At 59.4% G+C, this 20,837-nt stretch carries 22 protein-coding genes; 9 read left to right on the top strand and 13 right to left on the bottom strand.

Annotated features, from left to right (window positions below; all coding sequences use genetic code 11):
• Positions 1–159: 159 nt before the first annotated feature.
• Both ACM6IN_RS05030 and ACM6IN_RS05025 read right to left on the bottom strand, forming a co-directional pair.
• A complete protein-coding gene (locus ACM6IN_RS05030; RefSeq protein WP_007917761.1) occupies positions 160–603 on the bottom strand; it encodes a hypothetical protein in 444 nt (147 codons plus the stop codon).
• A gap of 110 nt (positions 604–713) precedes the next feature.
• Positions 714–2,336: a methyl-accepting chemotaxis protein gene (locus ACM6IN_RS05025; protein WP_414915522.1), complete on the bottom strand. Its 1,623-nt coding sequence runs from the start codon at positions 2,334–2,336 to the stop codon at positions 714–716.
• 276 nt (positions 2,337–2,612) lie between these two features.
• Between ACM6IN_RS05025 and ACM6IN_RS05020 the strand changes: the two genes are divergently transcribed.
• Both ACM6IN_RS05020 and ACM6IN_RS05015 read left to right on the top strand, forming a co-directional pair.
• Entirely contained in the window at positions 2,613–3,635 is a 1,023-nt protein-coding gene (locus ACM6IN_RS05020; protein WP_007917764.1) for a transporter, read from the top strand.
• 224 nt (positions 3,636–3,859) lie between these two features.
• Entirely contained in the window at positions 3,860–5,473 is a 1,614-nt protein-coding gene (locus ACM6IN_RS05015) for an inorganic phosphate transporter (protein WP_414915521.1), read from the top strand.
• A gap of 124 nt (positions 5,474–5,597) precedes the next feature.
• On the opposite strand, the gene ACM6IN_RS05010 is transcribed toward ACM6IN_RS05015, so the two are convergent.
• The gene (locus tag ACM6IN_RS05010; RefSeq protein ID WP_414915520.1) at positions 5,598–6,494 is read right to left on the bottom strand and encodes a LysR family transcriptional regulator; all 897 of its coding nucleotides are present in this window, start codon (positions 6,492–6,494) and stop codon (positions 5,598–5,600) included.
• Positions 6,495–6,614: 120 nt separating this feature from the next.
• Between ACM6IN_RS05010 and ACM6IN_RS05005 the strand changes: the two genes are divergently transcribed.
• A complete protein-coding gene (locus ACM6IN_RS05005) occupies positions 6,615–7,373 on the top strand; it encodes an SDR family NAD(P)-dependent oxidoreductase (RefSeq protein ID WP_414915519.1) in 759 nt (252 codons plus the stop codon).
• 60 nt (positions 7,374–7,433) lie between these two features.
• Here the strand turns inward: ACM6IN_RS05005 and ACM6IN_RS05000 are convergent, their stop codons facing one another.
• Positions 7,434–7,871, bottom strand: coding sequence for a multidrug/biocide efflux PACE transporter (locus ACM6IN_RS05000; RefSeq protein WP_095112238.1), 438 nt, complete (start codon positions 7,869–7,871; stop codon positions 7,434–7,436).
• Positions 7,872–7,960: 89 nt separating this feature from the next.
• Here ACM6IN_RS05000 and ACM6IN_RS04995 point away from each other — a divergent pair, with 89 nt between their 5' ends.
• Positions 7,961–8,815, top strand: coding sequence for a LysR family transcriptional regulator (locus ACM6IN_RS04995; protein WP_414894730.1), 855 nt, complete (start codon positions 7,961–7,963; stop codon positions 8,813–8,815).
• A 234-nt stretch (positions 8,816–9,049) separates the two neighbouring features.
• Here the strand turns inward: ACM6IN_RS04995 and ACM6IN_RS04990 are convergent, their stop codons facing one another.
• From ACM6IN_RS04990 to ACM6IN_RS04980, 3 genes are read right to left on the bottom strand one after another with little or no spacing between them, the layout of a single operon-like run.
• Positions 9,050–10,291 (bottom strand): RNA polymerase sigma factor, encoded by a 1,242-nt coding sequence (locus ACM6IN_RS04990; protein WP_123376433.1) that lies wholly within the window; start codon positions 10,289–10,291, stop codon positions 9,050–9,052.
• Positions 10,284–10,628 (bottom strand): YciI family protein, encoded by a 345-nt coding sequence (locus ACM6IN_RS04985; RefSeq protein WP_095112241.1) that lies wholly within the window; start codon positions 10,626–10,628, stop codon positions 10,284–10,286. Before ACM6IN_RS04985 ends, ACM6IN_RS04990 begins: the two co-directional genes overlap by 8 nt.
• Positions 10,629–10,668: 40 nt before the next feature.
• Positions 10,669–11,094: a YybH family protein gene (locus ACM6IN_RS04980; protein ID WP_007917780.1), complete on the bottom strand. Its 426-nt coding sequence runs from the start codon at positions 11,092–11,094 to the stop codon at positions 10,669–10,671.
• Between the two features lie 141 nt (positions 11,095–11,235).
• Here ACM6IN_RS04980 and ACM6IN_RS04975 point away from each other — a divergent pair, with 141 nt between their 5' ends.
• Together ACM6IN_RS04975 and ACM6IN_RS04970 are read left to right on the top strand one after the other, a co-directional pair.
• A complete protein-coding gene (locus tag ACM6IN_RS04975) occupies positions 11,236–11,721 on the top strand; it encodes a GNAT family N-acetyltransferase (RefSeq protein WP_007917784.1) in 486 nt (161 codons plus the stop codon).
• Positions 11,722–11,739: 18 nt separating this feature from the next.
• A complete protein-coding gene (locus tag ACM6IN_RS04970; protein ID WP_414915518.1) occupies positions 11,740–12,345 on the top strand; it encodes a pyridoxamine 5'-phosphate oxidase family protein in 606 nt (201 codons plus the stop codon).
• 140 nt (positions 12,346–12,485) lie between these two features.
• On the opposite strand, the gene ACM6IN_RS04965 is transcribed toward ACM6IN_RS04970, so the two are convergent.
• From ACM6IN_RS04965 to ACM6IN_RS04955, 3 genes are all read right to left on the bottom strand, one after another.
• Positions 12,486–12,974, bottom strand: coding sequence for a GNAT family N-acetyltransferase (locus ACM6IN_RS04965; protein ID WP_414915517.1), 489 nt, complete (start codon positions 12,972–12,974; stop codon positions 12,486–12,488).
• A gap of 310 nt (positions 12,975–13,284) precedes the next feature.
• On the bottom strand, positions 13,285–13,779 hold the full coding sequence (locus tag ACM6IN_RS04960; RefSeq protein ID WP_007917791.1) for a GyrI-like domain-containing protein: 495 nt from the start codon (positions 13,777–13,779) through the stop codon (positions 13,285–13,287).
• A 67-nt stretch (positions 13,780–13,846) separates the two neighbouring features.
• Positions 13,847–14,509 carry a LysE family translocator gene (locus ACM6IN_RS04955; RefSeq protein ID WP_007917797.1) on the bottom strand — a complete coding sequence of 221 codons (663 nt, stop codon included), beginning with the start codon at positions 14,507–14,509 and terminating at the stop codon, positions 13,847–13,849.
• A gap of 139 nt (positions 14,510–14,648) precedes the next feature.
• On the opposite strand from ACM6IN_RS04955, the gene alaC reads away from it, so the two are divergent.
• Positions 14,649–15,866, top strand: a complete 1,218-nt coding sequence (gene alaC / locus ACM6IN_RS04950) for an alanine transaminase (protein WP_414915516.1) — start codon at positions 14,649–14,651, stop codon at positions 15,864–15,866.
• A gap of 167 nt (positions 15,867–16,033) precedes the next feature.
• Here alaC and ACM6IN_RS04945 read toward each other — a convergent pair whose 3' ends face one another.
• Together ACM6IN_RS04945 and ACM6IN_RS04940 are read right to left on the bottom strand one after the other, a co-directional pair.
• Positions 16,034–17,389, bottom strand: coding sequence for a GntP family permease (locus ACM6IN_RS04945; RefSeq protein ID WP_095112245.1), 1,356 nt, complete (start codon positions 17,387–17,389; stop codon positions 16,034–16,036).
• Positions 17,390–17,471: 82 nt separating this feature from the next.
• Positions 17,472–18,005, bottom strand: a complete 534-nt coding sequence (locus ACM6IN_RS04940) for a gluconokinase (RefSeq protein ID WP_007917804.1) — start codon at positions 18,003–18,005, stop codon at positions 17,472–17,474.
• A 215-nt stretch (positions 18,006–18,220) separates the two neighbouring features.
• Here ACM6IN_RS04940 and ACM6IN_RS04935 point away from each other — a divergent pair, with 215 nt between their 5' ends.
• Positions 18,221–19,252, top strand: a complete 1,032-nt coding sequence (locus ACM6IN_RS04935) for a LacI family DNA-binding transcriptional regulator (RefSeq protein ID WP_007917805.1) — start codon at positions 18,221–18,223, stop codon at positions 19,250–19,252.
• A 147-nt stretch (positions 19,253–19,399) separates the two neighbouring features.
• Here ACM6IN_RS04935 and ACM6IN_RS04930 read toward each other — a convergent pair whose 3' ends face one another.
• Positions 19,400–20,272 (bottom strand): LysR family transcriptional regulator, encoded by an 873-nt coding sequence (locus ACM6IN_RS04930; protein WP_095112247.1) that lies wholly within the window; start codon positions 20,270–20,272, stop codon positions 19,400–19,402.
• 122 nt (positions 20,273–20,394) lie between these two features.
• Between ACM6IN_RS04930 and ACM6IN_RS04925 the strand changes: the two genes are divergently transcribed.
• On the top strand, positions 20,395–20,835 hold the full coding sequence (locus ACM6IN_RS04925) for a PACE efflux transporter (protein WP_095112248.1): 441 nt from the start codon (positions 20,395–20,397) through the stop codon (positions 20,833–20,835).
• Positions 20,836–20,837 lie beyond the last annotated feature (2 nt).

Genomic DNA, 20,837 nt, shown 5'->3' with positions numbered 1-20,837 from the left:
ACGTCGGACCGCCCCCAAGGGGGCGAGGGGGAAAGGGAGCCGATCGGGGGTTACTCAAGACCTGAATGCGCCTCGATATTTCAGGTCGACGTACCTCAAATAGTCACCACGGTCAGTTCCCTCTCCCTTGGGAGAGGGCTAGGGTGAGGGAGAAGGGCATCACGCCGAGGTGCTGACCAGCGAACCGGAAGTGCTGCTGTCAGAATCCTGCAACGCCTGCAACAACGAGGCAGTAGCAGTGGACAGGGACGCGGAGGTAGCGGTGATCTGCGCCTGTGCAGCGGCTACTTCGGCCGCCTTGGCATCAGAACTTTCCTGCTTCGCCTGCGCCGCTTGCAACGCTTGCTGCTCCTCCTGCAATTGCTTCTGCAGTTCGGCAATCTGCTTGCGCAGTTCCTTCACCGAATCCGATTCTTCACTGCTGGAATCGCTGTCACCCGCGGGTGCCGCACCACCGCCCGCAGCCACTTTGCTGGTGTCCGCTTTCACGCCAGTGCTGGCGGCTGCCGTGGTCGAGGTCTCGTCACCGACGTCGCTGATTGCGGTTTTACTGGTGGGTGTCGTGACGGTCTGATTGATCGAAACTGAAGTAATGCTGACCATGGAAAGGCTCCAATGCCGGTGATAGATAACCGGTCATCGACCATGGCTGCATCAATTTGAGATCGACTGTGTACCGACTCGGTATCCGAATCGGTACACGTTCAATGACCTCAGGCGCTGAGGCGCGCGGTGACTTCGTTCAACTGCCCCGACAGGCTATGCAGGTTCTGACTGGCGCTTTCAGTGCGCTGCACATTGTCGAGGTTGGTGCTGGCGATCGAGGTGATCTCGGTGAGGTTGCGCGAGATGTCCTCGGCCACCGAGGTCTGCTCTTCCGCAGCGGTGGCGATCTGACGGTTCATGTCGCGGATCGCTTCCACCGCGTGGGTGATGCGCTCCAGCATCGCGCCAGCCTGGGTCACTTGCTCAACGCTTTCATCACTGCGCGTCTGGCCGCTGTCGATGGCTTGCGCCGCATCCACCGCGCCGGTCTGCACGCTCTGAATGATCTGGTTGATCTCGATGATCGACTCCGCAGTGCGCTGTGCGAGGTTGCGCACTTCATCGGCAACCACCGCAAAACCACGCCCGGCCTCACCGGCCCGCGCCGCTTCAATCGCGGCGTTGAGCGCCAGCAGATTGGTCTGTTCGGCGATGCCGCGAATCACCTCCAGCACCTTGCCGATGCGGCCGCTGTCGGCTTCCAGACGACGAATCACCGTGGCGGTATTGGCGATTTCGCCGCGCATTTGCGTGATCGAGTGGATGGTGCTCTGCATGACCTTTTCACCCTGTTGGGCGGACTGATCAGCATCGTCGGCCGCACGCGCGGCATCGGCGGCGTGACGCGCCACTTCCTGCGCGGTGGCGGACATTTCGTTCATGGCCGTAGCGACTTGATCGGTGCGGTTGAACTGCTCGTTGGTGCCGCCAGCCATGGTCGTGGCGATCGCGTTCAACTCGCCGCTGGCGCTGTCCAGATCACTGGCGCTGCGCTGCAGACGGGTGAAGGTTTCGGCGAGAAAATCACGCAAGGTGTTGGCGGCAGCAGCGAGATTGCCCAGTTCATCCTGACGGTCGCTGACCACACGTTCGGCCAGTTTGCCGCGACTCAATTGGGTGACGTAATCGATGAGCTTGCGGATCGGCTCGACCAGGTTGCGGTTGACCAGCCACAGGCTCAACAGGCCGATCAGCAGACCCGACGCGAGCATCACCAACAGCCCCAGCCACACAGTGCGATCAGCCTCGGCACTGATCAGCGCCGACTGCGCGGTGCCTTGCTTGTGCAACTCGGCGACCAGTTCACTCATCTGATCGCTGGCGGCACGGTCAACGCCTTTGACCGCCGCGTCACCTGCCGTCGGATCACCACCGGCAGCCACGTAGGCATCGCGGCCCTTCTGATAGGCAGAACCCAACTGACGATGCTCATCACGCAAACGTTCGATGCGGTTTTTCAGGCTCGGCTCGAGACCTTTCTGGCCGGCCAGTTCACCGAGGATGTTCTGCACATCGCGCTGACGGTCTTCGAACTGCCCCCAGTACTTGGCCAGATCCGCCGGCTGCTTGCCGCGCAACAACACGTTTTTCCATTCCTGCACCTGCACCTTGAATTGCAGGTTGGCCTCATCGATCAATTGCGACGTGTGCAAAGGACCGGCGATCAACTGGCTGTAACTCTGCACGCCGTTGGACAGGAAATGAAAACAGGCCAGGGCAATCAACAGCACCGCCAACAGGCTGCCGCTCAGCAGGGCGAGAATTTGCGTTCTCAGGGATTTTTGCAGCATCGAAAGATACTCAGGACAAGGATGAGGCACGCCCGATAGAGCGTAAAATTTTGCCGGACATCCGTGTCGGCACGCCTTGGCTCATGGCCAAGCGCGCGCAACGAAACCCAAGCGTGATCGGCGCGCCAGAGCGCTTCTTGAAGAAAATCCGACCACCGGTAAGTCGCTGATTTGACGTCACTTTGCTGTCACATAAACGTCATGTGACATTGCGATGATGCGGCTCAGTGAACCTGCCATTTGCGTACCGACGCACCCTCCTCGCAGCGAGCCTCCATGAACCACAGCCTCGACATCAGTCATCGCGATCCTGATCTGTTTGGCCTGCTCTACGGCTATCGCTTCCTGCCCGGCGAACGTGGTCGCGAAGTCGATTCGGCCACAGCGTTGCGCTGTTTGCAGGACGACAGCGACAGCGGTGAATTCCTTTGGCTGCACCTCAATCTGGCGCATGCGGCGTGCGAGCGCTGGATGAAAAGTCATCTGCAATTGCCCGAAGAGTTTTTCGAGGCGCTGCACGAAGGCTCGCGCTCGACGCGCATCGAGCATGTCGATTCGGCGTTGCTGGCGGTGGTCAACGATGTGGTGTTCAACCTCAGCAGCATGGTCTCCTCGGACGTGTCGACGCTGTGGGTTTGTGTGCGCAGCAAACTGATCGTCAGTGCGCGTCTGCAACCGCTGCATTCGGTGGACAAACTGCGCTCGTCGGTGAAGGCCGGCGAGCGCTTTCGTTCACCCTCGGAACTGCTTGTGCATCTGCTGCGCGATCAAGGCGAAGTGCTGACGCAGATCGTGCGCAAGACCAGCATGAGCGTCGATCAGGTCGAGGACGAATTGCTCTCCTCGCGGCTGTCGACCAATCGCGCCGAACTCGGTGCCAACCGGCGGGTGCTGGTGCGTCTGCAACGGCTGTTGGCGCTGGAGCCGGGTTCGTTATTGCGTTTGCTCAATCGGCCGCCGCCCTGGTTGCAGAAGGAGGACGTCAAGGAACTGCGTAAATCCACCGAGGAGTTTGCGCTGATCATCAACGACCTCACTGCACTGGGTGAGCGGATCAAACTGCTGCAGGAAGAGATCGCCGCCAACCTCAACGAACAGAGCAACCGCACGCTGTTTACTTTGACGGTGGTGACTGTGCTCGCGTTGCCAATCAACATCATTGCCGGTTTTTTCGGGATGAATGTGGGCGGGGTGCCGTTGTCGCAGGATCCGGAAGGGTTCTGGATTTTGGTCGCACTGGTGGCGACGTTTACCGTGATTGCCGGGCGTTGGGCGTTTCGCAAGCGCGGAGACTACTGACGCCTGAACGCTCGTTCCCACGCTCTGCGTGGGAATGCATCAAGTGACGCTCTGCGTCACAGGGACGCGGAGCGTCCCGGGCGTCATTCCCACGTAGAGCGTGGGAACGAGCAGAAGACCGACGGTTGGGCTAATCAGCCAAACACTGACATGGCGCAGTCTCTCTGTAACATTCTGCAACGATCATGGGCGACATTCCTTCCCTCGCTCAGGATTGTCCTGCCATGGCTACTCCCTCCCTGACCGTCAGCCCCACGTCCGCCCACAGTGGCAGGCCAGCCCTCGACAAGAAAACCGGTCCGTTCACCTATGTGATCTTTTTCGCCGTGTTGGCCATGGGGATGCTGTTCACCGCCTACAGCCTGATGCACGACATGCACGAACTCGGCACGGTGGTCACCACGTGGACGCCGTTTCTGTTGCTCGGTGTGGCGTTGCTGATTGCCCTGGGCTTTGAGTTCGTCAATGGTTTCCACGACACCGCCAACGCCGTCGCGACGGTGATCTACACCCACTCGCTGCCGCCGAACGTGGCGGTGGTCTGGTCGGGTTTCTTCAACTTCCTCGGCGTGCTGCTTTCGAGCGGCGCGGTGGCGTTCGGCATCATCGCTTTGCTGCCAGTGGAATTGATTCTGCAGGTCGGTTCTTCCGCCGGTTTCTCGATGATTTTCGCCCTGCTGATCGCGGCGATCCTGTGGAACCTCGGCACCTGGTGGCTGGGTTTGCCGGCGTCGTCGTCACACACTTTGATCGGTTCAATCATCGGCGTCGGCGTGGCGAATGCCTTGATGCACGGCCGTGACGGCACCAGCGGTGTCGACTGGGCGCAGGCGACCAAAATCGGTTACGCCTTGCTGCTCTCGCCGCTGGTGGGTTTCGGTTGTGCGGCGCTGTTGCTGTTGGCGCTACGCGCATTCGTGAAGAATCGTTCGCTGTACAAGGCCCCGGAAGGCAACACCCCGCCGCCATGGTGGATTCGCGGGTTGCTGATTCTGACCTGCACCGGCGTGTCCTTCGCTCACGGCTCCAACGACGGCCAGAAAGGCATGGGCCTGATCATGCTGATTCTGGTCGGCACGCTGCCGATGGCTTACGCCTTGAACCGCACCATGCCGGAAGAACAATCGCTGCAGTTTGCCGCCGTGGCGCAAGTCACCCAGCAAGCGCTGGTGAAAAGTGCACCGCTGCCGACGCCCGCCGATCCGCGTGCAGTGCTCTCCGATTACGTGCGCAACAAGGACGCCACGCCGCAACTGATCCCCGCCCTCGCCGCCCTCACCGGGCATATTGGTGAAGAAGTCAAAGGCTACGGCTCGCTGGCGAAAGTCCCGGCCGAAGCCATGGGCAACGTGCGTAACGACATGTACCTGGCCAGCGAAAGCATTCGCCTGATGGACAAGAACAAGGTCGGCAATTTCGACGCCGACACCAGCGGCAAACTGCAGTTGTTCAAACAGCAGATCGACAACGCCACGCGGTTTATTCCGCTGTGGGTGAAAATCGCCGTGGCCATCGCGCTCGGGTTGGGCACCATGGTTGGCTGGAAACGGATTGTGGTGACGGTCGGCGAGAAGATCGGCAAGACCCATCTGACCTATGCGCAGGGCGCCTCGGCGGAAACCGTGGCGATGCTGACCATCGGTGCGGCGGACATGTTTGGTTTGCCGGTGTCGACGACCCATGTTTTGTCCTCGGGTGTGGCCGGGACCATGGTCGCCAATGGCGGCGGGTTGCAGATGAAGACCATCCGCAATCTGTTGATGGCGTGGGTGCTGACGCTGCCGGCGGCGATCCTGCTGTCAGGCAGCCTCTACTGGCTGTTCACCCAAATTTTCTAACGGACGAAGACCCCCTGTAGGAGTGAGCCTGCTCGCGATAGCGGTGTATCAGTCAACATTGATTAAACTGACACACCGCTATCGCGAGCAGGCTCACTCCTACAGTTTTGACCGGTGATCAGGTTCAGAGCGCGGAGCGAATCAGATCGCCGAGCCAATCCATAAACACCCTGACCCGCAATGGCAAATGCCGTTGCCGCGCATACAACAATGAAATCCCCATCGCCGGCGCGGTGAATTGCGGCAACACAGTCACCAGTTCGCCGTTATCCAGATGCGGCTGCATGCCGGTACGCGGCACCTGCGTCAGACCAAATCCACCGAGGCACGCCGACTCGTAAGCGTCGGTGCTGTTGACCGTAATGCTGCCTGCCATCGGCAAGCGTTTAACCTGACCGCCCTCCTCGTACACAAAACCTTCCGAACGCGAGCCGAGCACGCCGACGTAATGCACCAGCCGATGCTGCGCGAGATCTTCCAGGGTCTGCGGCACACCGTAGCGCTCAAGGTAGGCCGGGCTGGCGCAGTTAACCATGGGAAAGTCACCGACGTGCCGCGCCACCACCGATTGATCCGGCTGTGCGCCAATCCTCACCACACAATCGAAGCCTTCGCTGAGCAGATCAACCCGGCGATCGGTGCTGCTGATTTCCAGCTCCAGATTCGGGTGACGCTCCATGAACTGCGGCAAGCGCGGCATGATCAGGCGCCGCGCGAGAATGTTCGGCATGTCGACCCGAATGCGCCCGGTCAACGACGCTTCGTCCTGGCGAAACAGGCCTTCGATCTCGTCCATGTGCGAGAGCAGGTCCTTGCTGCGTTCGTACAACACCAAACCGTCCTGCGTCGCCTGAACCTTGCGCGTGGTGCGTTGCAGCAGGCGTGTACCGAGCAGTGCTTCGAGCGCTTGCACGTGTTCGGACACGGTCGAGCGCGGTAAGCCCAAGCTCTCGCCAGCGAGGGTGAAACTCGACAGCTCGCTGACCCTGACGAAGGTGCGCAGCAGTTCCAGTTTGTTCATGGGCCACTCGTAGATTGTTCGGCTGAGCCGATCAGTGATTCCGGATTCACTCTGTTTATCACCTCAGGACGGATAAATAAACTGAGCCCATCACCAATCACTGCAATCGAGGAAGTCCCTATGAACCGTAAAATCGCATTGATCACCGGCGCCAGCCGTGGCCTCGGTAAAAACGCCGCATTGCATCTTGCCGCTCAAGGCATCGACATCATCGGTACCTACAACAGCCGCGCCGATGAAGCCCAGGCAATGGTAACCGAACTGCAGGCACTCGGCGCGAAAGCCGTGATGCTGCAACTGGACGTCGGCCGCAGCGAAACCTTTGCCGATTTTGCTATACGTGTTGAGCAGGCATTGCAGCAGACGTTCGACCGTCAGCGTTTTGATTTCCTGATCAACAACGCCGGGATCGGCGTGCATGCCCTGTTTGCCGAAACCACGCCGGAGCAGTTCGATCTGCTGATGAACATCCAGTTGAAAGGGCCGTTCTTCCTGACCCAGCAATTGCTGCCACTGATTAACGACGGCGGCCGGATCATCAATATTTCCAGCGGCCTGACCCGTTTCAGCCTGCCGGGTTATGGCGCTTATGCGGCGATGAAAGGCGCGATGGAAGTGCTGACCCGTTATCAGGCCAAAGAGCTGGGTGCGCGGCAGATTGGCGTGAACATTCTTGCGCCGGGGGCGATTGAAACGGACTTCGGTGGTGGCGCAGTACGCGACAACTCAGCAGTGAATGCGATGGTCGCCAGCAACACCGCGCTGGGCCGTGCCGGGCAACCGGACGATATTGGCGGGGCGTTGGCGTTGCTGCTGTCGCCGGGTGGACAGTGGATCAATGGCCAGCGGGTTGAGGCATCCGGCGGCATGTTCCTCTAACCAACGCTGGAACACCTTCACATGTAGGAGCTGCCGAAGGCTCCTACACGGGGATCGAGATTAGTTCTGGCAGGCATTACGGGTCATGAAGCGCTCGCGCACTACGTCATAGCCCCAGTGATACACGTAGGTGTACGGCAGAAAGAACAGCAACACGCCGATGTCGAGCAAAAACGCCTGCCACAGGCTGACCGACAACCACCAGGCAATCAGTGGCACGCCCATTACGATCAAACCACCCTCGAACAGCAGCGCGTGTACCACTCGCACCCAAGCATTGTGCGCAACGTTCATGCGCGCAAGCATACGATCAAAGAAGCGGTTGAACACCACGTTCCAACCCAGCGCCAACAGGGCGATCAACACCGTCACCGCGCCCATTTCCAGCATCGGTTTTTGCATGATCCACGCCAGCAACGGTGTGCAGATCAGGATGGCCAGCAGTTCGAAACCAACGGCTTGGAAAATACGTTCAGAGATGGATTTGTGGGCAGTCATGGCCTGAGTCCTTGAGTGAAGATGGTTGCCATGATCTATGCTCGCATCGATACTTCATAACCAATAACCATCGATCAAGGCGATAGTTGATGATTTCGCAAGAAGTGCTGTTGGCATTTGTCCAGGCAGCCACCCAAGGCTCGTTTTCCGCAGCGGCACGCAAACTCGGGCGCAGTCAGTCGACCATCAGCGCGGCAGTGGCCAGTCTTGAGATCGATCTGGACCTGCAGTTGTTCGATCGCAGCAGTCGTAAACCGACGCTGACCCCGGCCGGGCATGTGATGCTGCAACGCGCCGAGGCGATTCTGGCGGCCAGCAGTCGCCTGGAAATGACCGCACGACAGTTGTCCCAAGGCGTCGAACCGAAGCTGACGGTGGCGATTTCCGACACGTATCAGTCGTACCGTTTTGAAGCGGCGCTGGTCGGGTTTGAGCAGCGTTATCCGGATCTGGAACTGGAATGCCTGATTGCCGAATGCGATGACTTGATTGAGCTGGTGCAACGCGGTCGCGCGCACTTGGCCTTCGCTGAGATGCAAGAGAACTACCCGCCGGATCTGGTGACGTCGACAGTGGCCGAGCGCACGGAAATCGCCTTGTTCGTCAATCGCGACCATGCGCTGGCCAGGCTTGGTCACATTGATCAGCAGATCCTGGAACAGCACCGTGAATTGCGCCTGGCGACCATCGTCAATCCGTATGACAGCCGTGGCAAAGGTCGCGTGTGGTCGGCACCAAGTTATCTGATGCTGCTGGAAATGGCCGAAAAGGGTTTTGGCTGGGCGCCGCTGCCGCGTTGGCTGGCGCAGCGTTATGGCAATGATTTGCTGGTGGAGTTGAAAGTGCGCGGCTGGCCTAAGCCGGTGTTTGTTGATGCGTTGTGGTCGCGGCTTTATCCACCGGGGCCGGCGGGGAGCTGGTTGTTGAGCAAGATGCTGGAATAGCGGCGCTGCCAATCGCTGGCAAGCCTGAAGTCAAAAGCCCCTCACCCCAGCCCTCTCCCGGAGGGAGAGGGAGCCGACCGAGGTGTCTTGCGTCAGACATCGACCTGAAAGACCGAGTCGATTATGGATGTATAGCTACGGTATACACCTCGATTCTGGATTCAATACCGATCGTTCAAGTCGGTGAAATTCTCCAATATCCCCCAATCAGTCCCCTCTCCCTCTGGGAGAGGGCTAGGGTGAGGGCAATTCCAGCGCCGAAAGCCGCCCTTCAATAAACCGCCGCTCCGGCTCTTGCCGGGTCAGCTCCAAGGCGCGCAAATACGCCGCCCGCGCCTCCTCCACCCGGCCCAACTGCCGACAAAACTCCGCCCGCGCCGAATGCGCCAAGTGGTAATCCTGCAATTCGCCGCGCGCCAAAATTTCTTCAATCAAACTCAACCCGGATAGCGCCCCGTCGCGCTTGGCCACCGCGACCGCTCGATTCAATTCAATCACTGGCGAGGGCACCGCGCGCAGTAGTACGTCATACAGCCCGACGATCTGCGCCCAATCCGTCTCCGCCGCTGACGGCGCCTCGGCATGCACCGCCGCGATCGCTGCCTGCAAACAATACGGCCCAAACCGCCGCGTGGTCAGCGCACGCTCAACCAGCGCACACCCTTCGGCAATCAACCCGGCATCCCACAAGGCACGATCCTGATCATCCAGCAGCACCAGTTCACCACTCGGCGAAGTCCGCGCCGGTCGCCGTGATTCGTGCAACAGCATCATCGCCAACAACCCCATGACCTCCGGCTCCGGCAGCAACTCCATCAACAACCGCCCCAGCCTGATCGCCTCACGCGTCAGATCCTCACGGATCAACTCCGCGCCAATCGACGCCGAATACCCCTCGTTGAACACCAGATAAATCACCCGCAACACGCTGTCGAGGCGTTCGGGCAATTCGCTCAGGCTCGGTACTTGATAAGGGATTTTCGCATCACGGATCTTGGCTTTCGCCCGCACGATGCGCTGGGCAATCGCCGCTGGTGCACAGAGAAAGGCGCGAGCGATTTCCTCGGTGGTCAGGTCGCAGACTTCGCGCAAGGTCAGCGGCACTTGCGCATCCGCCGCCAGCGCCGGGTGACAACAGGTGAAGATCAGCCGCAGACGATCGTCTTCCACGTCCTCGCCACTCCAGTCGGCCTGCTCGAGTTCTTCCAACTGCGCCAACAGCAAGGGCTGTGAAGCTTTGAAGCGTGCACGTCGACGCAACACATCAATCGCCTTGAAGCGCCCGGTCGACACCAGCCAGGTGCGCGGATTGTCCGGTACGCCGTCGCGCTGCCAGCGTTCGACCGCGACGAAGAACGCCTCGTGCAAGGCTTCTTCGGCGAGGTCGAAATCGCCGAGCAGGCGAATCAGTGTCGCCAGAATCCGCCGCGAGTCTTCGCGATAGACCTGCTCGACCCGCGCCCGAACCTCAGACATTCAACTGTCGAACCGGGCGTACTTCAACGCTGCCGACCCGCGCCGCCGGAATGTTGCCGGCGACCTGGAGCGCTTCGTTGAGGTCCTTGGCGTCGATCAGGTAGAAACCGGCCAGTTGCTCCTTGGTTTCGGCGAACGGGCCGTCGGTGATCGACAGTTTGCCGTTGCGCATGCGCACCGTGGTGGCGGTCTGCACCGACTCCAGCGCCTCGGCAGCAACCATCCGCCCGCTGCCCTGAATCGACTCGGCGTACGCCCAGCACTCAGCGTCTTTCGGGCTGTCGGGCGACGAATGCAGCAGGTGCTCATCGCTATAGACCAGGCATAAATACTTCATGGCGTTCTCCTGAAGCGGACGGTTCAACTATGGCTGAAGATCAGGGCTGCACATCAAACAGGGTCGCGCCGCTCATCGGATCGAACGGCGCCGACCAGTGTTCGTGGACGATTTTCCAAGCCCCGCCAACCTGCCGATAGCAGGCGGTGACGCGCATCCAGCAGCTCTGGGTTTCGCCTTTCTCATTGGTGCCACCGCAGTTGGCCACCCAGTGCGCGAAGGCGATGTTGTCGGCGCTTTCGATGGCGATTTCGTGGAACTCGAAAATGTGCGGGCCGGGGCACATTTCCATGCAGTCGACCCAGTGCGCGCGGTAGGCGGCTTTGCCTTTGAATTGCAGGGCCTTGATCGCGTCGAAGGAGACGATGTCGTCGGCATACAACGCCATGACTTTCTCCACGTCCTTGGTCATGACGGCTTCGCGGTAGGTGTTGATCAGGGTCTGGATTTCAGATTGTGCGCTCATGGTGTTCTCCGTGGTTTTTGTTGTGAAGACACTCTTAGTCGCTTGGTGAACCGGCAGATCGACAGAGCAAACAAAAAAATTCTACAGAAGACAAAATCGCTAGAATCCGAGGCTCATCTTTGTAGGAAAAAGGAAATTCCCGTGTCAGCCCAACTCGTGCCGTACGACAGCCTCAACGCCTTGCAGCGTGAGCAAGTCGAGGCGATTGAAATCCATGCCGAGCAGATCAAGTTCTCTGGCGATATTCATGGTGCGTTGCACACGCTGCTGTCGAAGCCCGGCCCCGGCGTGAAGGGTTTTGCCCTGTTGGCGGATGAAGTGCCGGTGGCGTTTCTGCTGCTCAAACGCCCGCCGGTGTTGCCGGCCTGGGCCAATGAACACAGCGCCACCTTGCATGCGTTGCAGGTTGATCGCAGGGCGCAGGGCAAGGGTTTCGGCAAGGCGTGTCTGCAAGCACTGCCCGAGGTTGCGCGTCAGGCGTGGCCGGAGATCAAAGGGTTAGAGTTGTCAGTGGATGCCGATAACGACGCGGCGATCGCGCTGTACGCCAAACATGGTTACGTCGACAGCGGCGAAGCGTACAAGGGCCGAATCGGTTATGAGCGGCGCATGGGGCTGTTTTTCTAAGTCATCGAGGGAAGCACGATGATCGATTCAATCGAAGCACTGGAAGCTATTTACGGATTGCCCCACGAGCGGGCGGTGCGCAAGCAGATCGGTTTTCTCAACGAGGATTATCAGGCGATGGTGCGGGTTTCGCCGCTGGTGATCGTCAGCTCGGTGGGCGCCGATGGCCTGGATAATTCGCCGCGCGGTGACAAAGCCGGGTTTGTGCGGATCATTGATGAGCGCACGCTCGCGCTGCCGGATCGCCCGGGCAATAACCGCATCGATACCTTGCGCAATGTGCTGCAGGATTCGCGGGTGTCGTTGCTGTTCATCATTCCGGGGATTGGTGAAACGTTGCGGGTCAATGGCACAGCGACGATCAGTGCAGATTCACAGTTGCTGGAAAGCTTTGCGGTGAATGGAAAACCGGCGAAAACGGTGTTGCTGGTGACAGTGGAGGCGGCGTTCTTTCATTGCTCGAAAGCCTTCGTCCGCTCCGATGCGTGGAACCCGGAAACGCACTTGCCGCGCTCGGCCCTGCCCTCTGCTGGCGCCTTCCACAAGCGCCTGAACGATGGCCAGTTCGATGCCGAGACCTACGACCGCGAAGCGCCGAAACGGGTAAGCGACACCCTTTACTGACCCTCCCGTGAATGATCGTTCCCACGCTCTGCGTGGGAATGCCTCTTGTGACGCTCTGCGTCACGATTTTGGGACGCAGAGCGTCCCCGGCTGCATTCCCACGCGGAGCATGGGAACGATCATTGACAGGAAGAAATGGGTTAGAGGGTCAGGATCATCTCGTGCCACGCCATGCCGCCGTGATCCGACTCCGACGGTTTGATGTAGGCAAAGCCAAACCCGGCATACAACGGAATGTGCTGTTCCTTGCACATCAAATGAATCGTCGCTTTTTCCATCCCGCGCATACGTTCAATGAACTCGCCCATCAAGCGTTTGGCCAAGCCCTGCCCCTGATAATCCGGGTGCACCACCACCGACATGATCACCACGTTCGGCCCTTTCGGGTCGTGGCCGATCAGTTCCTTGAACGCCTCGTCCGACATCTGCACATCAAACGCCGCGCCGGAATTGACGAAGCCTGCGACGACGCCATCCACTTCGGCCACCACGAAGCCTTCCGGCCAGGTGGCGATGCGCGTGGCGATCTTCTCGCGGGTCGCCGCTTCGTCGCCTTCATAGGCAACGGTTTCGATGGCGTAGCAGCGGTCCAGGTCGGCGGCGGTGACGTTGCGGATGAGGGTGTTCATGGCGGCTCGGAAATCAGCTGAAGAAAGTGCCGAAAGCATAAAGGAATAAGGCCTGCATATCGATGCGCACGGGCGGCGTAAAGCTTGCGTATAAGCGCTTTTCTTCGCGGTCGGAGCGGGCTATTTCTGCGGTGTGTCTCTGATCACCCTTGGGGGAAACCGCTTATGAGCAGCGTTGAAATCGGCCTGTTGATGGTGTTGGGCATCAGTACTTTCGGCTTTATCACCTTGGGCATCGACCTGTTGCGGGCGCGACGTAAACAGCGTTGAAAGCATGAGGCGGACATGGATCCGCCTCATGCTTGTCCGCTCAAACCTTGGTATCGACAGGCACGCAGATTTCCAGTTTGCCGGTGTGCTCCTTCGGGTTGAAGTCGGCGCTGTAACGCTCGAGTTCCGGGGCGTTGAGCTCCACGTAGTGAGAGCTCGGCAACCAGGTTTTGTAGATGTATTGCAGGGTTTGCGGCAATTGATCGAGCGGTCCCTTGTGCTCGAACACCGCGTATTGCCGGGGCAGCACTTCCACCCACTGATAGACCTTCTGATCGAGGTCATCAAGCTTGCTGATTTCCACCCCGGCGATGTAATCGAAGCCACCCTTGCCGTCGAAATTGCAGCAAACACCGTAGGTCACTTCGTTCTTTTGCCCTTGGATCTTTCCCAGGTGCGGCAAGAACTTTTCCCACAGCGCCGGAATGTCTTTGGCTGTGTCTTGGGTAAATCGACCGCGAAAACCTGCAATCAGCAGGAAGTGTCCATGTTCGAAGCGAGGTTCAGCCACTTCGACGCGTTTTTGCTCATCCATGACTCGACTCCTGGAACAAAAGAGGGGTTCGGCTGGGAGTATAGAAAGCCAAAGCCGATTCGCACGTTTACAGCGCGTGCAACTGCTCGACGGCGCCGGAACCGACAAATTCGTTATAGCCAGATACGATCACGTACACTGCGAAATAGCAGAAGATCGCTGCAGATGCCAGGTAGGAATAGCGCAACAGCTTATCGCCCAACAGCTTGCCACCATGGCTCGCGGCAAAGCATAAACCCGCCGACCACAGCAGCCCGGCGCAAAGGAATCCGCCAAGGAACAGCGCCGAACTCACCGGCCCACCGCCACCGGAACGGGCGATCAACGTACCGCCAACAGCAGCGAACCAGAGAATCGCGCTCGGCGACGACATCGCGAGAAATATCCCCCGGAAGAACTCCTTGCGATGGGAGTTCTGCCCCACTTCCGCCGTGGCCGCCAACTGCGCCTCGTGGTGAATCGCCGAGTAAATCATCTTCGCTGCAAAGTAGATCAGCAGCGCCGAACCACCAATCCACAGCACCCAGCGCACTGTTTCGTATTGCAGCAAAACCGTCATGCCGGCCAGCGCCAGCACCGCGTAAATCAGGTCGCCGACACAGGTACCGAGGCCCAGCGCGAAGCCCTGAAAGTAACCGCGCTGCATCGCCAGGGTGATCATCGCGATGTTGGCCACGCCGATATCCAGGCACAGCGAAAGGCTCAGCAAGAAGCCGCTGGTGAATTCCATCTACCGATTTCCTTGGGACAAAATTGTTTACAAACGGGCTGGACAGTATGCCATCACTGACCTTATCTTCCGCCACAGGTCACCGCAGTGACCAGCGTCGCTCGGACGGTTCCGGGCGCTTACGTTATCCGAGGCAACAATGGCTGAACAAGGTTCGCCGCGCCGCTTTGCGCGCATAGATCGACTCCCCCCTTACGTTTTCAACATCACCGCCGAGCTGAAGATGGCCGCGCGTCGTCGTGGTGAAGACATCATCGACTTGAGCATGGGCAACCCCGACGGCGCCACGCCGCCGCACATTGTCGAAAAACTCGTGCAAGTTGCGCAACGCGAAGACACCCACCGTTACTCCACATCCAAGGGCATTCCACGCCTGCGCCGGGCGATTTCCAATTGGTACAAGCAGCGCTACGAGGTCGATATCGACCCGGAAAGCGAAGCCATTGTCACCATCGGTTCCAAGGAAGGCCTGGCGCATTTGATGCTGGCGACCCTCGATCAAGGCGACACTGTGCTGGTGCCGAACCCGAGCTACCCGATTCACATCTACGGTGCGGTGATTGCCGGCGCCCAGGTGCGTTCGGTGCCGCTGGTGCCGGGCGTGGACTTCTTCGATGAACTGGAACGAGCGATTCGTGGCTCGATTCCGAAGCCGAAAATGATGATCCTCGGCTTCCCGTCGAACCCGACCGCGCAGTGCGTGGAGCTGGATTTCTTCGAACGGGTGATCGCCCTCGCCAAGCAGTACGACGTACTGGTGATTCACGATCTGGCTTACGCCGACATCGTCTACGACGGCTGGAAAGCCCCGTCGATCATGCAAGTACCGGGCGCCAAGGACATCGCGGTGGAGTTTTTCACCCTGTCCAAGAGCTACAACATGGCCGGCTGGCGCATCGGTTTCATGGTCGGCAACCCGGAACTGGTCAACGCGCTGGCGCGGATCAAGAGCTACCACGACTACGGCACTTTCACTCCGCTGCAGGTGGCGGCGATTGCTGCGCTGGAAGGCGATCAGCAATGCGTGCGCGACATCGCCGAGCAGTATCGCCAGCGTCGCAACGTACTGGTCAAAGGTCTGCATGAACTGGGCTGGATGGTCGAGAACCCGAAGGCGTCGATGTATGTCTGGGCGAAGATTCCCGAGCAGTACGCGCATCTGGGTTCGCTGGAATTCGCCAAGAAATTGCTGGCCGAGGCTAAAGTTTGCGTCTCGCCGGGGGTTGGTTTTGGTGAGTATGGCGATGATCACGTGCGCTTTGCGCTGATCGAAAACCAGGACCGGATTCGTCAGGCGGTGCGCGGGATTCGCGGGATGTTCCGGGCGGATGGCCTGGCCCCGAAAACCACTGCCTGACACCTATCTGATCGTTCCCACGCTCCGCGTGGGAATGCAGCCCGGGACGCTCCGCGTCCCAAAGCGGACGCAGAGCGTCCATTGAGGCATTCCCACGCAGAGCGTGGGAACGATCACCCACAAAAAAACCGCATCGCTGCGGTTTTTTTGTGTCTGCGAGAAGCCGCTTAAACGAACAGCGACAACAGCAGGATAAAGCCCAACGCGACGATGGACAGGATGGTTTCCATCGCCGTCCAGGTCTTGAACGTCTCGGCCACGGTCATGTTGAAGTACTGCTTCACCAGCCAGAAACCGGCGTCGTTCACGTGCGACAGAATCAACGAACCGGCACCGGTAGCGAGTACCAGCAGCTCACGGTTCACACCCGGAATCATCCCCACCACCGGCACCACAATGCCCGCGCCGGTAATGGTCGCCACCGTGGCCGAACCGGTCGCGATACGGATCACCGCCGCCACCAGCCACGCCAGCAGGATCGGCGAGATCTGCGCACTAACGGCCATGTGGCCGATCACGTCGCCCACGCCGCTGGTGACCAGCATCTGCTTGAAGCCGCCACCAGCACCGATGATCAGGATGATCGCCGCGGTTGGCGCCAGGCTTGCGTCGAGCCACTTGAGCATTTGCTGGGAACCGATGCCCTGCTTGTGCCCGAAGGTGTACAGCGACAGCAGCAACGCCAGCAACAGTGCCGAGATCGGGTGACCGATCATGTCCATCCAGGTGCGGAAGAAGTGACCGTCCGGCAACGCCACGTCAGCGAAGGTTTTCAGCAGCATCAGGAACACCGGCAACAGCACGGTGATCAGGGTGATGCTGAAGCTTGGCAGCTTGGTCGAGTCGTCGCTTTCACGGGCCAGTTGATCGACCAGTTCCTGATTCGGGTGACCCGGAATGTGCTTGGCGATAAACGTACCGAAGATCGGACCGGCAATGATTGCCGTCGGCAGCGCAACGATCAGACCGTAAAGAATGGTCTTGCCGATGTCAGCACCGAACACGCCGATGGCCAGCAGCGGGCCCGGGTGCGGCGGCACCAGACCGTGCACGGCGGACAGGCCGGCGAGCAGCGGAATACCGATCTTGATGATCGACACACCAGTGCGACGGGCAACGATGAACACCAACGGAATCAGGAGCACGAAGCCGATTTCGAAGAACAGCGGGATGCCCACCAGGAACGCGGCGAACATCATCGCCCACTGGACTTTGTCTTTGCCGAACGCACGGATCAGGGTCTGGGCGATTTGATCCGCCCCGCCCGACTCGGCCATCATTTTGCCGAGCATGGTGCCCAGCGCAAGGATGATACCGACGAAACCGAGGACGCCACCGAAGCCGTCCTGGAACGCCTTGATGATGGTGCCGATCGGCATACCGGAGGTCAGACCGAGGAACGCAGCAGCGATGGTCAGGGAGATAAATGGGTGAATCTTGAATTTGGTGATCAGGATAATCAGGCCGATTACCGTGACCACTGCATCGAGCAGCAGGTAGGCGTCGTGGGACATGCCAAACATTGGGGGTGTCTCCTGGATTGTTGTTGTTATTAAAGCGGGTTAAACAGAAGTCGGGAGGACAGCGCTATCTCTTTCAACACACTCATACCGCCTGTTTCAGACCGTGGGCCTGCCACCAGACGTGAGCCTGGGACGCCAGTTCTTCAACGCTGTGGATCGAGGCATTCAGGGCCAACGTCAACGGTTCGCCCTTGGGCGACTCGAGGGTGGCGAACTGGCTTTCGATCAGCGTGGCCGGCATGAAGTGGCCCGGACGATGGGACACACGCTCAGCGGCAACTTCAGGGGTCAATTCGAGAAACACGAAGCCCAGGCCCGGCAAGGCACTGCGCAACACTTCGCGATAACTGTGTTTAAGGGCCGAGCAGGTCAGCACCGGACGTTTGCCCGATGCATCGACGCGACGCAGTTCATCGCACAGGCTGTCGAGCCAGCCGGCACGGTCGTCGTCGTTCAGGGGGATCCCCGCGCTCATCTTTTCGATGTTCGCGGCCGGATGGAAAGTATCGCCTTCAATGGCAGTGGCGCCGCTCAATTGGCACAGGGCCTCGCTGACGCACGTCTTGCCGCAACCGGCAACGCCCATGATGACCAGGGCGGTGATGGGATGACTCATATAACACCTCAGCGCGCAGACAGCGCTACCTTTGCTAGCTATGACTCTAGTGCACAGGCAGAAGTTGCCGACGCCTTCTTGTCGTTTTTTTGGGTTGCAGCAGGTTTGTTCCCAACACCAAAAAGCGAAGATCAGGCAGGACCTCGCTTACGCATTTACAGCTGCATCAGGACAGCGCTACCTTAGTGCCTTGATTTTTGTTTGGCAAGCCGTCGATGACCACCCCTAAAAACGATAAAAATACCCGCACCACCGGCCGTCCCACCCTCAATGAAGTTGCCCGCCTCGCCGGTGTCAGCCCGATTACCGCTTCTCGCGCCTTGCGCGGGGTCAGCACCGTGGCCACAGAACTAGTGGAAAAAGTGCAGAAAGCCGCCCTCGAACTCAACTATGTGGTCAACCCGGCCGCCCGCGCTTTAGCCTCGGCGCAGAGCCATTCGGTGGTGGTGTTGGTACCGTCGCTGTCCAACCTTTTGTTTATCGACACGCTGGAAGCCATTCATCGGGTGCTCACGCCCAAAGGCTTCGAAGTGCTGATCGGCAACTTCCACTATTCACGCGATGAAGAAGAAAACCTGCTGCGCAACTACATGGCCTATCAGCCGCGCGGTTTCTTGTTGACCGGGTTTGACCGCACCGAAAGTTCGCGACGGATGATCGAGGCCAGCAACATTCCCTGCGTGTACATGATGGAACTGGACAGCGCCGCCGGGGTGAATTGCGTCGGATTTTCGCAACTGAGTGCCGGTGAAACGGCGGCCGAGCATTTGCTCTCCCGTGGGCGCAAACGTCTGGCTTACATTGGCGCGCAACTCGATCAGCGCACGTTGTTGCGTGGCGAAGGCTTTCGCAAAGCGTTGCAGAAGGCCGGGCGTTATGACCCGGATCTGGAAGTGCTGACGCCTCGCTCTTCATCGGTGGGCTTGGGCGGGGAACTGTTTTTGCAGTTGCTCGCGGCGCACCCGGATGTCGATGCGATCTTCTTTGGTAACGACGATTTGGCCCAGGGCGCTTTGCTGGAAGCGCTGCGCAATGGCATCAAGATTCCTGAGCAAGTGGCGATTCTTGGTTTCAACGACTTGCCGATGTCCGAACACATGGTGCCGCGCTTGAGCAGCATCAACACCCCGCGTGAAGCGATTGGCCGGCGCGCGGCGGAGCAGATGCTGACGTTGATGGCCGGTAACAGCGTCGCGCGCCCGGTTGAAGACATGGGCTTTGAACTGAAGATCCGCGAAAGCACCTGACCCTTCACAAACGCTGAGTTGAAACACAACCCTTCACCGATCGTTCCCACGCTCTGCGTGGGAATGCCTCAACGGACGCTCCGCGTTCGGCTTTTGATGGGACGCAGAGCGTCCCGGGCTGCATTCCCACGCATAGCGTGGGAACGATCAACCGCCCAACAATTCGACGAGGGCATGCGCGCCCTTCTGCAATGGCTGGCTCTTGAGCCACACCGCGTGCACCGGCATCACCAGACCGTTTTCGATGTTGCGAAAATTCAGCCGTTTCAGTCGCCCGGAGTCGATCCGCGGCTGCACCACCGACAGCGGAAAGTTACCCCAACCCAATCCCGCCTCGACCATTTCCATCGCCGTCTCAAGGCTGTCCGTGCGCCAATACGACTCCGCCACCAACGGTCGCGTCTCACTGATCGGCAAGTCGCGACTGGCGACGATGATCTGCCGCACATGCACCAGATCTTCAAGAAACACATCCTGCCCCTGCAACAGCGGACTGTCCGCCGCCAGCGTGGCGATCATCCGCTCGCTGCCGACAAACTGAAAACGCTCCAGCACATTCATGCTCAGCCCGGCGAACGCCAGGCACACGCTGACCCGGCCGCTGTGCAGCATCGCCAGCACGTCATCTTGCGGCGCGGTCAGCACTTCGATATCCAGCAGCGGATGCCGTTCGGCGATCTCCTTGATTGCCGCCAGCAAACGACGGCGGTCGATGTCCGCGACCACGCCGATCGACAACTTGCTCTCCAGCCCCAACGACAACTCCACCGCGTGCACTTGCAGTTGCTTGAGCTGCTCGGCAATCAGCCGCGCGTGTGGCACCAGCGACAACGCCATCGCCGTGGGTTGCGGTTCGCGATGGCTGCGGTCGAACAGCAGATAACCCAGTTCGGCTTCAAGGTTGCCAATGCTCATGCTGACGGCGGAAGGCACCCGACCTAATGCGCGAGCCGCCGCTGAAAACGAGCCGCGCTCAATCACCGCAAGAAACAGCTCGATACTGTCGCTGTTGAAATTCACCCTGAACACCTATCAATAGAACTGAAAGTAGCTGACTTTTTCTGTCAGCCCTATTGAAGCTATCTTTCGCCGCCTTCGCCAGTCCCACTGGCCAACAAACGGCAAGAAAGAGGCAAATCCCCATGCAAGGCGTCAAACGCAAACTGGTCTATGTGTCGCTCTACGAAGTGATCGGCATGACCTTCTCCGCCCTTGGTCTGGCGCTGTTGTCCGGCACCTCCCCGGGCAGCACCGGGCCGCTGGCGGTGATCATCACCACCATCGCCGTCACCTGGAATTTCATTTACACCTCGATGTTCGAGCACTGGGAAAGCCGCCAGCAATCGCGCACCCGCACGGTGAAACGACGCATTGCTCACGCCGTCGGCTTTCAACTGACGCTGATCGTGTTCCTGATTCCGTTGATCGCCTGGTGGATGAACATCAGTCTGGTGCAGGCGTTTCTGCTGGATCTGGCGCTGATCATTTTCATCCCGTGCTACACGTTTGCCTTCAACTGGCTGTTCGACCGGATCTTCGGCTTGCCGGCCTCGGCGTTGCCAGATTCGGCGGCTGCGGCATAAAT

The organism is Pseudomonas sp. IT-P395, from assembly GCF_949767675.1.
Classification (GTDB): Bacteria; Pseudomonadota; Gammaproteobacteria; order Pseudomonadales; family Pseudomonadaceae; genus Aquipseudomonas.
Note: the sequence above shows the minus strand (reverse complement) of the source record. Positions and strands in the feature narration are given on the sequence as shown.

What these genes read in the sequence shown, in the direction of transcription:
- ACM6IN_RS04940 (WP_007917804.1), bottom strand. Translation starts at nt 18,005, where the DNA reads ATGAGTCATCCCATCACCGCCCTGGTCATCATGGGCGTTGCCGGTTGC.
- ACM6IN_RS04970 (WP_414915518.1), top strand. Translation starts at nt 11,740, where the DNA reads ATGATCGATTCAATCGAAGCACTGGAAGCTATTTACGGATTGCCCCAC.
- ACM6IN_RS04955 (WP_007917797.1), bottom strand. Translation starts at nt 14,509, where the DNA reads ATGGAATTCACCAGCGGCTTCTTGCTGAGCCTTTCGCTGTGCCTGGAT.
- ACM6IN_RS05005 (WP_414915519.1), top strand. Translation starts at nt 6,615, where the DNA reads ATGAACCGTAAAATCGCATTGATCACCGGCGCCAGCCGTGGCCTCGGT.
- ACM6IN_RS05010 (WP_414915520.1), bottom strand. Translation starts at nt 6,494, where the DNA reads ATGAACAAACTGGAACTGCTGCGCACCTTCGTCAGGGTCAGCGAGCTG.
- ACM6IN_RS05000 (WP_095112238.1), bottom strand. Translation starts at nt 7,871, where the DNA reads ATGACTGCCCACAAATCCATCTCTGAACGTATTTTCCAAGCCGTTGGT.
- ACM6IN_RS04995 (WP_414894730.1), top strand. Translation starts at nt 7,961, where the DNA reads ATGATTTCGCAAGAAGTGCTGTTGGCATTTGTCCAGGCAGCCACCCAA.
- ACM6IN_RS04935 (WP_007917805.1), top strand. Translation starts at nt 18,221, where the DNA reads ATGACCACCCCTAAAAACGATAAAAATACCCGCACCACCGGCCGTCCC.
- ACM6IN_RS04945 (WP_095112245.1), bottom strand. Translation starts at nt 17,389, where the DNA reads ATGTTTGGCATGTCCCACGACGCCTACCTGCTGCTCGATGCAGTGGTC.
- ACM6IN_RS04925 (WP_095112248.1), top strand. Translation starts at nt 20,395, where the DNA reads ATGCAAGGCGTCAAACGCAAACTGGTCTATGTGTCGCTCTACGAAGTG.
- ACM6IN_RS04990 (WP_123376433.1), bottom strand. Translation starts at nt 10,291, where the DNA reads ATGTCTGAGGTTCGGGCGCGGGTCGAGCAGGTCTATCGCGAAGACTCG.
- ACM6IN_RS04985 (WP_095112241.1), bottom strand. Translation starts at nt 10,628, where the DNA reads ATGAAGTATTTATGCCTGGTCTATAGCGATGAGCACCTGCTGCATTCG.
- ACM6IN_RS04980 (WP_007917780.1), bottom strand. Translation starts at nt 11,094, where the DNA reads ATGAGCGCACAATCTGAAATCCAGACCCTGATCAACACCTACCGCGAA.
- ACM6IN_RS05030 (WP_007917761.1), bottom strand. Translation starts at nt 603, where the DNA reads ATGGTCAGCATTACTTCAGTTTCGATCAATCAGACCGTCACGACACCC.
- ACM6IN_RS05025 (WP_414915522.1), bottom strand. Translation starts at nt 2,336, where the DNA reads ATGCTGCAAAAATCCCTGAGAACGCAAATTCTCGCCCTGCTGAGCGGC.
- ACM6IN_RS04960 (WP_007917791.1), bottom strand. Translation starts at nt 13,779, where the DNA reads ATGGATGAGCAAAAACGCGTCGAAGTGGCTGAACCTCGCTTCGAACAT.
- ACM6IN_RS05020 (WP_007917764.1), top strand. Translation starts at nt 2,613, where the DNA reads ATGAACCACAGCCTCGACATCAGTCATCGCGATCCTGATCTGTTTGGC.
- ACM6IN_RS04965 (WP_414915517.1), bottom strand. Translation starts at nt 12,974, where the DNA reads ATGAACACCCTCATCCGCAACGTCACCGCCGCCGACCTGGACCGCTGC.
- ACM6IN_RS05015 (WP_414915521.1), top strand. Translation starts at nt 3,860, where the DNA reads ATGGCTACTCCCTCCCTGACCGTCAGCCCCACGTCCGCCCACAGTGGC.
- alaC (WP_414915516.1), top strand. Translation starts at nt 14,649, where the DNA reads ATGGCTGAACAAGGTTCGCCGCGCCGCTTTGCGCGCATAGATCGACTC.